The organism is Lishizhenia sp., assembly GCF_057456495.1.
The window spans coordinates 1-8382 of record NZ_JBVCPV010000136.1; the positions used below are offsets into that span (position 1 = coordinate 1).

Here is an 8382-nt window from a genome sequence, read left to right on the forward strand (position 1 = left end):
ATCAACTCAACCTATCTCGAGTATAAAACTCCATAATGCTATGGGACAACTCGTTGAATTCTATTTTGTCAATCAATCTAACTTTCAATTTGAAGTAAAAGATTACGATCCTGGAGTTTATCATTTAACCGTATTGAATAAGGATGGCTCTAGTAATTTTAGAAAATTAATTATCGAATAGTAAACGTGCCCCTCCATTAACATGAGCGCAGCGAATGCTAATCATCAAATCATTCGCGAAGCGAAAATCAAATCCCTCAAATCATCAAATAAAAAAGCCGCCCTACCCGGAGGTAAGACGACTTTAGCTGCTATGATTATTTAACTGTTCCTAATTCCAACCTCCACCGAGAGATTTGTAGATGTCAACAAAGGCATGTAATTGATTTCTTTTTGTTTCAATCAATTCAAATTTAGATTCAAGTGCATCGCGTTGTGTGAGCAATACTTCCATGTAATCGGCTCTTGCAGATTTAAACAAATCATTAGAGATTTGGATGGATTGCGTTAAAGCATCCACACGTTGTGATTGCAAAGCGTAGCTCATTTCTAAATTGTGTAAGTTCGAAAGCTGATTGACAACTTGTAAGTAAGCTTTCAATACGGTTTGCTCATAGTTGTAAATGGCTTGAATTTGTTTTGCATTGGCATTCTTATACGTTGCTTTTATCGCTTTTCTATTGATCAATGGTGCAGTTGCATCTCCAATCAAATTGAAAAGCATAGACTCTGGCGTTGAGATAAGCAATGCGGGGTTGAAAGATTGTAAGCCGAGTCCTGCTCTTAAGGTTAAAGAAGGATAAAAATTAGCGCGCGCCACTTGAATGTCTAAATTGGCCGCTTCTAATTCTAACTCTGCTTGTCTTATGTCTGGTCTATTCGCTAATAATTGAGAAGGAAGCCCCGCGTGAATAGTGTCGGGAACCAAAGTGTTGAAATTTGCTGAGTTTCTAGCGATAGGCTGAGGATAGCGTCCCAACAAGAAGTTGATTTCATTCTCCGTTTCTATGATTTTCTGTTGTACCTCGTATTGCAAACTTTTGGTTTTCATTACCTGAGCTTCAAACCTACGAACGGCAAGCTCTGTAACACGTGCGGATTTTTTTTGCAGGCGAACCACTTCAAGTGCATCCGATTGAATAGCGATGTTTTGTTGAATTAACGTCAGCTGATTATCCAAAGCCATCAATTCATAATAGGCATTAGCAACCTCAGAAATCAGATGTGTTACCATGAAATTTTTACCTTCTATTGAAGCGAGATAGCGCATCACTTGAGCCTTTCTTGCATTGCGTAACTTGTGCCAAATATCCACTTCCCAGTTCATAAAGCCACCTACCATAAAATCGGGTACTACCTCAGGTGTTTCTCTTCCCGGTTTAATGTCGGTTGTAGCCTCAGAAGCACCTTGCACTGTATAGCGACCAACTTTTTCACCAGCTGCTCCAACGCCCAAAGAAACAGAAGGAAGGTATTCCCCTTTTTTGGCACTCACCTCGTTGTTGGCCATCTGAATTTCTTGTAATATGATGTTCAACTCCTGGTTGTTTTGAAGCGCGGTATCAATCAAGGCGTTTAAATAAGGATCCGTAAAGTAACTTTTCCAGTTCAACGTGCCAGAATTCAAGCTGTCTTTCGACATGGCGAATTCTTGCGGTAAATCCTCTCGCAATTCTTTTTCCACTAAGGTTGGGGTCTTGCAGGCTCCCATAAGGAGCGCTACAAGACTTATTCCCACTAGCATATTTAATCTATTTATCTTCATCATCATTGTCTTTGTTAAATTGACTTTGGAATTCCATAAACCCTTCAGATAGCGGGTTGTCTTCTTCGTCTTTAATCAAGCTTCTATTTTCTGCAAGTTTTCCAAATATGTAGTACAATCCAGGTACGATAATTACCCCGAATACAGTACCGAACAACATTCCACCCAGGGCAGAAGCTCCAATGGTCATGTTACCAATTGCTCCCGGACCATGAGCTGCAATTAATGGAATTAACCCTGCGATAAAAGCAAAAGAGGTCATTAAAATTGGTCTAAACCTTTCTTTTGCCCCTGCAATAGCAGCATCAAACACTGTGAAGCCCTCGCGTTTTTTCTGGATGGCAAACTCTACGATTAACACGGCGTTTTTACCGAGTAAACCTACTAACATTACCAGGGCAACCTGAGCGTAGATATCATTGGCAACTCCCATCATTTTTATGAAAAGGAAGGAACCGAAAATACCAGCAGGTAAAGAAAGGATAACAGAGAAAGGAATAATAAAACTTTCATACTGTGCCGCGAGTACAAAGTAAACGAAGATCAATACTACAATGAAAATGTATATTGCCTCATTACCTCTCCTAGATTCATCTTTCGACAAACCAGCCCAGTCTATATCATATCCCTTTGGTAATGTTTCTGCTGCAACTTCCTTAATTACGTCAATTACCTCACCCGAAGAATATCCTTGTGCAGGATTACAACGAATCGGCGCAGTTGTATACATGTTATACCTGTTAATCTCATAGATACCTTGTGTCTTTTTCACTTTCATGAAAGCAGAGTAAGGAACCATTTCATCCTTGTCATTTTTTACATAGAAATTCAAGATATCCGTAGGTAATTTTCTGAACGAAGGATCCGCTTGAACGAAGAGTTTGAAGAAACGTCCGTATTTAATGAAACCTTGTTCGTAGGTACTTCCCACCAAGATAGATAAGTTGTCCATGGCCTTACCAATAGAAACACCCTTTTGCATGGCCAATTGGTTATCTATTTCTAATTCATATTGTGGATAATCGGTTCTGTAGAAAGTGAACAGTCCTGTAATCTCTGGTCTCTTCTCTAATTCATCCATGAATTTTTGAGTAACACCGTTTAAACGGTTGTAGTCAATGCTAGAGTTTTTATCCAACAATTGAAGGGCTATACCTCCGGCAGCACCGTAACCAGGTACAGCTGGCGGACCAAAGAATTCAACTTTCGCACCGGGAATGTCCTTCACCTTTTCTTCTAATTCCTCAATGATTTCAGGAACAGTATGGTGTCTTTTATCCCAAGGTTTTAAGTTGATGATACAAGTACCTGAGTTAGAACCACGACCTTGTGTCAAAATTTCATAACCTGCTAAAGCAGACACAGATTGTACCCCATCAATTTCTTCGGCAGCTTGTTGTAATTCTCTAGAGATAGCATAGGTTCTTTCCAAGGTAGATCCAGGAGGTGTTTGTAGCACCGCGTAAATCATACCTTGGTCTTCTGAAGGCACGAATCCAGAAGGTAGAACTCTTGAAATACCAATAGTACCCACAGCAAAGATTAACAACAATCCCCATGTTACGGCTTTACGGTTGACTATCTTTTTAAGAATTCCTGTGTATCCTCCCGTCATTTTGTCGAATCCTCTATTGAAAGAATCTAAACCTCTGTTTAGAAGGTTTCGTTTGCGCTCTTTTCCATGATTGTTTTTCAAGATCATTGCACTCAATACAGGTGTAAGCGTTAAGGCTACCAATCCTGAGATAACAATTGAGGAGGCCATCGTAATGGAGAACTGACGGTAGAATATACCTACAGGTCCAGACATAAAGGCTACCGGAACGAATACAGAAGTCATCAACAATGTAATGGCGATAATGGCACCAGAAATTTCTTTCAATACTAATTTCACCGCTTGAGTTGGAGTAAGATGCGGGTTCTCTTCCATCTTGGCGTGAACGGCCTCCACAACCACTATGGCATCATCGACCACAATTCCAATGGCCAATACCAAGGCAAATAGTGTAATCAAGTTGATGGTTAATCCAAAGGCTTGAATAACGAAGAAAGCTCCGATTAAAGATACTGGTACGGCAAGTACTGGAATCAAGGTAGATCTCCAATCACCCAAGAAAATGAATACGACTAAAGATACCAATATAAATGCATCTCTCAACGTGTGTAATACTTCAGTAATAGATGCGTCCAAGAAGTTAGAAACGTCATAAGAAATTTCGTATTCAACCCCTGGAGGGAAGTCGGCTTTCATTTCTTCCAACTTCGTTTTTACTTTTTCAATTACGTCTATGGCATTCGAACCATAAGCTTGGTTTAAAGTAATGGCTGCTGATGGAAATTCATCCTTATTGGAGTAGATGTCGTAGTACTCCGATCCTAATTCAACCTTGGCAATATCTTTTAGTTTCAAGACTTCACCGTCTGCATTGGCACGTATAATTACGTTTTCGTATTCCTCATCTTCGTTGTATCGTCCAGGATAGGTCAACACATATTCTATAGACTCTGAACGTTTACTATCGGCTCTACCCAAACGACCAGGAGAACCTATAATACTTTGTTCACCCAAGGCTTTCATCACCTCTTCTGTAGAGATGTCGTATGCTCGCATTCTGTCTGGGTTTAACCAAACACGCATGGCGTACTGTCTACTTCCCACAATTTGCGCTCTACCTACACCGTTGATACGTTGTAGTTCTGGCAGTAAATTAATGTAGGCGTAGTTGAAGATGAACTTCATATCTGTGTTGGCAGTATCCGTACCGTAAAGGTTCACATACATCAACATATTAGGCATTAAACGTTGTACCCTTAACCCTTCCAACTGAACGATGGCCGGTAAACGGTTTTTCATTTGTTGCACCCTGTTGTTGATGTTAACCACCGCCTGGTTGGGGTCACTACCTTTTTCGAATACGATTTGAATGTTGGCCTCACCTGAACTGGCTGCTGTGGAGAACATGTATTTCATTCCCGGAACTCCATTGATGGCTTGTTCTAAAGGAATTAATACAGAATTGGTAAGAACGGTTGAACTCGCTCCTGGATAGGAGAGGTATACCACAACCATAGGAGGAGCAATATCTGGAAATTGTGATTTGGGAAGTGTATTGATAGATAGCGTACCTACGAATACAATCACCAAAGACAATACAATAGCCAGTACTGGTCTTTTTATGAATTTACTAAACATTGTATTTTAATTTTTTTTGAACGATTTTTATTCTGCGTGTAATCTCAAAGTAGAAAGTACCTCTTTTGGATTGTGCAGTTCATATTCAATTTTATCGTGTTCACGAACGTTTCTTAAGCCTTCTAAAAGGATTTTGTCTGAAGTATCTAACCCTGATTTAACCACATATAAATCGGGCATTTCTGCTTCAATTTCTATTTTTCTAGATTGTAATTCATCGTTGGCATCAATTACGTATACATACTTCTGATCCAATACTTCGAACGTGGCTTTTTGAGGGATGACAATGGCATTATTGAAACGTTCTTTTACTTCTATGTTTCCGGTTTCTCCGTGACGTAAAAGTCCGGTTGGATTAGGGAAAGTAGCTCTAAATGGAATGTTACCTGTTTCGTTGTTAAAGTCGGCCTCTATGGTCTCAACTATACCGCGATGTGGGAAGAATTTATTGTTGGCCATTTTTAAACCGACCTCCAAGAAACTGTCTTTGTCCATATTGGTTTGATAATCTAAATAAACGGCTTCAGGAACGTTGAAATATACCCACATCTTACTGTTGTCAGACAGGTAGGTCAACAAATCTCCTTCGTCTATTAAACTTCCCAAACGAACATGGAATTTGTCAATTATACCATCGTAAGGAGCTCTAATTTCAGTGAAGTCTAAGTGAACTTTACGCAAGGCCAATTCAGCTTTTGCTTTGTCTAATTTTGCTTTAGCTAAGGCCAATTCATTCATAGAAACCACCTCGCTATCCGCTAGTTGTTTCGTGTTTAAATATTCTATGTTTGCGAATTCAGCTTCCGCTTTTGCTTTTTGCATTTCAGCCTCATACAAGCGCGGCATAATTTGAAACAACAATTGGCCTTTTTTAACGTGCTGACCTTCATCTACATATATCTTCTCTAAATAACCTCTCTCTTGGGCTCTTATTTTTATGTGTTGTATCGCATGAATTTGCGATACATAATCTACCGTAATAGAGGTGTCCATTCTCACAGGAGTAGTCGCTAGAAAATGTGTAGCTAACTCCTTTTCTTCATGTTTTTTTGATTCACAGCTTGCGTTAATAAATAAGGCACACAAGCCCAGCATTATGCACATTCTTCTCATAATAATTTTGCTTTTAAAGCATTAAATTGTTTGGAAATAAAAATTGATGGTATGCCAATAACCACTTGGTAGAATACCAAGTTTTGACATGTGGTATCTGCACCTAAAAGTTATTTCTAAGTGAACAGATAAAAGAAGATGTAAATCACAGTCTAAATACTTCTAGAACTAGAAATAGTGATTTGAATGATGATGCTTTGAATTCGTGAGAATGAAAAATGGCTTCTTCCTCGTGAATGTCTATAGAAACAACTGCTTTCTGTAAGAGAAAGAGTGTTTTAAGGAAATCTCCGAATGCGGAGAATTTTTTGTGTGACTTGTCTTCGTCCTCTTCCGCACCGCTTTCTGATGTTTCAACACCAAAGAGGTGCTGACTATTTTCTGGCGTTGCATGTATGTAATGTGCGTGAAGATCTTGAATTGAATATACCGATTGGTCTTCTGCTTGTGAACCTACTTGTTCAATACCAGAAATTTCAGCAAATGCACGACTAATGGTTTGGTTGAAACCAATTAGAAGCAGTACGCTCAGTGCAATAATATATCTGAAAAGTGTATTCATTTCTGAACGCAAATGTAATACGCCTTTTGCGAGGGTGCAAAATTCTACTGCTAATTATTTGTTAAAAGAATTTCGAAATCCTTTGTATTTTCATTTACCGGAGCCAGAAATGAGGAATTAACTTTATTTCTTATCTTGTCTTCAAATTAAACCGCACTGTTATGAAATGGCTTGTTTTACCGCTACTACTGGGAGCCTTAAACTTACATGCTCAACGTCTATTTTGGGAGGAAAAGGAATTGAATCCGTCCAGCACTCCGCAAGAGTTGAATGCTTTTATCTCACATTTTAAGGCATCTGAAATAGAATGGAACCCTAACAAATATTCCAACTTTCCTTGTCGACTTAAAAATTCAAAAGGGAATTGGCAGTTGTTTGACAAGACCACAAAAATATTGTTGTTTTCTTATCCTAAAAAGCTCAATAAAATGAGTGTTGAATTTCCTACTCCTGCGCAAGAGGAAATGGATTTTACAGTGGTGAATTACAATGGAAAAAAAGGAGTTATTTCCTTTTATTCTGAATTTATTCCACCTGTGAATTGGGATGAAATTGTCTTTGAAAATCTAGGAGAGCTGGATGAAACCTTTACAAAAATTGATTCACTTTTAACGCTTCCTTTTGATGAAGAGAACCATCTGGAGGCATTTTCCATTTCACCTTATGAGCTGTACGGATCAGAAACAAGTTTGTTGGAACATTTAGAGGTTGCAGGTAAAAAAGAAGGGAAATGGTATCGAATAGACTTGCGAGCGGAAGGTCCGGATATACTTGAGTTTGTGAGTGGAGTAGGATGTGCGGACATAAAGGATATACCGCGCCCAACCTATTTGCCACTTTCTGCGCTAGATTTAATGGCTCAAATACAAAAGGAGCATAAACTAGACTTAATTGAAGCGCAAGATGCTAATGCTATCTACTGTTATGGAAGATCTGTAAAAACACACCAATGGGGAGTGTTTGGAGGTGAAGGTGCATTTGAGTTGATAGCACCTATTTATGACAGCGTTGCCTACCACGATAATGCACATTGCTTTGAGTTGTGGTTAGAGGGAAGCGTCTATGTATATGATACGGGGTATGAAGACATATTGCCCGAGAAAAGTTTGAGTGATTTTCAGGTAATATTTCTCGACTACATGTACGGTGTTGGAGTAAAGGATGAAAAGGGATGGCACCTTTATGATGCCCAAACAGGAGATAGACTGGTAAAAGGAACCGCTCCCACCGCTGATGCATTGGTTGATTTATGGCTCAATCGTTTTGATGAAGAGTAGGCGAGGAGGGATTTAAATATTTAAGAATTTAAACCAGAAAGGGGGATGTTTCAACATCCCCCTTTCTGGTTATTTAAAGATCAAATACAATGATTTAAATTCTTAAATCATTAAATTTTTAAATACCGGTGTTACACAATCGTAATCTCTATCTCCTCATCAATCACCAATACATCGCCTTTAATGATTTTAGCTCTACGACGCGTTTCCACTTCACCGTTTCTAACTACCAATTCATCGTCAACGATCATTTTTGCGTGACCACCCGTTTGGGCAATGTTTACGGCTTTCAACAATTTTAAAAGCTCTATGTATTCTCCTTCGAGTAAAAATTCTATGGTTTGCATTATCTGTTTTGTTTGTAAAACTCAAATAAATCGTCGGCACTTTGGAAAGATGATTTTTCACCCTTTAAAACTGCCGCTTCTTCTGCTTTAAGTCTGTCTTTAACGGCCGAATTTAAGAAGAAATC

General features: G+C 38.9%; 7 protein-coding genes. 2 read left to right on the forward strand and 5 right to left on the reverse strand.

The annotated features are described in order from the left end of the window. On the forward strand, positions 1-181 hold a 181-nt coding region (locus AC22ZQ_RS10165; protein ID WP_318958676.1), incomplete at its 5' end, for a T9SS type A sorting domain-containing protein. Between the two features lie 150 nt (positions 182-331). Here AC22ZQ_RS10165 and AC22ZQ_RS10170 read toward each other — a convergent pair. From AC22ZQ_RS10170 to AC22ZQ_RS10185, 4 genes are all read right to left on the reverse strand, one after another. Continuing rightward, complete coding sequence (locus AC22ZQ_RS10170) at positions 332-1744, reverse strand: TolC family protein (RefSeq protein ID WP_318958677.1); 1413 nt, start codon at positions 1742-1744, stop codon at positions 332-334. Positions 1745-1751: 7 nt separating this feature from the next. Beyond that, positions 1752-4958, reverse strand: coding sequence for an efflux RND transporter permease subunit (locus AC22ZQ_RS10175; RefSeq protein WP_318958678.1), 3207 nt, complete (start codon positions 4956-4958; stop codon positions 1752-1754). 27 nt (positions 4959-4985) lie between these two features. After that, positions 4986-6071, reverse strand: coding sequence for an efflux RND transporter periplasmic adaptor subunit (locus tag AC22ZQ_RS10180; RefSeq protein ID WP_318958679.1), 1086 nt, complete (start codon positions 6069-6071; stop codon positions 4986-4988). A gap of 145 nt (positions 6072-6216) precedes the next feature. Next, positions 6217-6633 carry a hypothetical protein gene (locus AC22ZQ_RS10185; protein WP_318958680.1) on the reverse strand — a complete coding sequence of 139 codons (417 nt, stop codon included), beginning with the start codon at positions 6631-6633 and terminating at the stop codon, positions 6217-6219. Positions 6634-6794: 161 nt separating this feature from the next. Between AC22ZQ_RS10185 and AC22ZQ_RS10190 the strand changes: the two genes are divergently transcribed. Then, complete coding sequence (locus AC22ZQ_RS10190) at positions 6795-7910, forward strand: hypothetical protein (protein WP_318958681.1); 1116 nt, start codon at positions 6795-6797, stop codon at positions 7908-7910. A 131-nt stretch (positions 7911-8041) separates the two neighbouring features. Here the strand turns inward: AC22ZQ_RS10190 and AC22ZQ_RS10195 are convergent, their stop codons facing one another. Then, positions 8042-8257, reverse strand: coding sequence for an RNA-binding S4 domain-containing protein (locus AC22ZQ_RS10195; protein ID WP_318958682.1), 216 nt, complete (start codon positions 8255-8257; stop codon positions 8042-8044). Between the last annotated feature and the right edge of the window lie 125 nt (positions 8258-8382).

Coding starts and splice junctions, on each gene's coding strand:
- AC22ZQ_RS10185 (WP_318958680.1), bottom strand. CDS start 6,633: ATGAATACACTTTTCAGATATATTATTGCACTGAGCGTACTGCTTCTA.
- AC22ZQ_RS10175 (WP_318958678.1), bottom strand. CDS start 4,958: ATGTTTAGTAAATTCATAAAAAGACCAGTACTGGCTATTGTATTGTCT.
- AC22ZQ_RS10195 (WP_318958682.1), bottom strand. CDS start 8,257: ATGCAAACCATAGAATTTTTACTCGAAGGAGAATACATAGAGCTTTTA.
- AC22ZQ_RS10190 (WP_318958681.1), top strand. CDS start 6,795: ATGAAATGGCTTGTTTTACCGCTACTACTGGGAGCCTTAAACTTACAT.
- AC22ZQ_RS10180 (WP_318958679.1), bottom strand. CDS start 6,071: ATGAGAAGAATGTGCATAATGCTGGGCTTGTGTGCCTTATTTATTAAC.
- AC22ZQ_RS10170 (WP_318958677.1), bottom strand. CDS start 1,744: ATGCTAGTGGGAATAAGTCTTGTAGCGCTCCTTATGGGAGCCTGCAAG.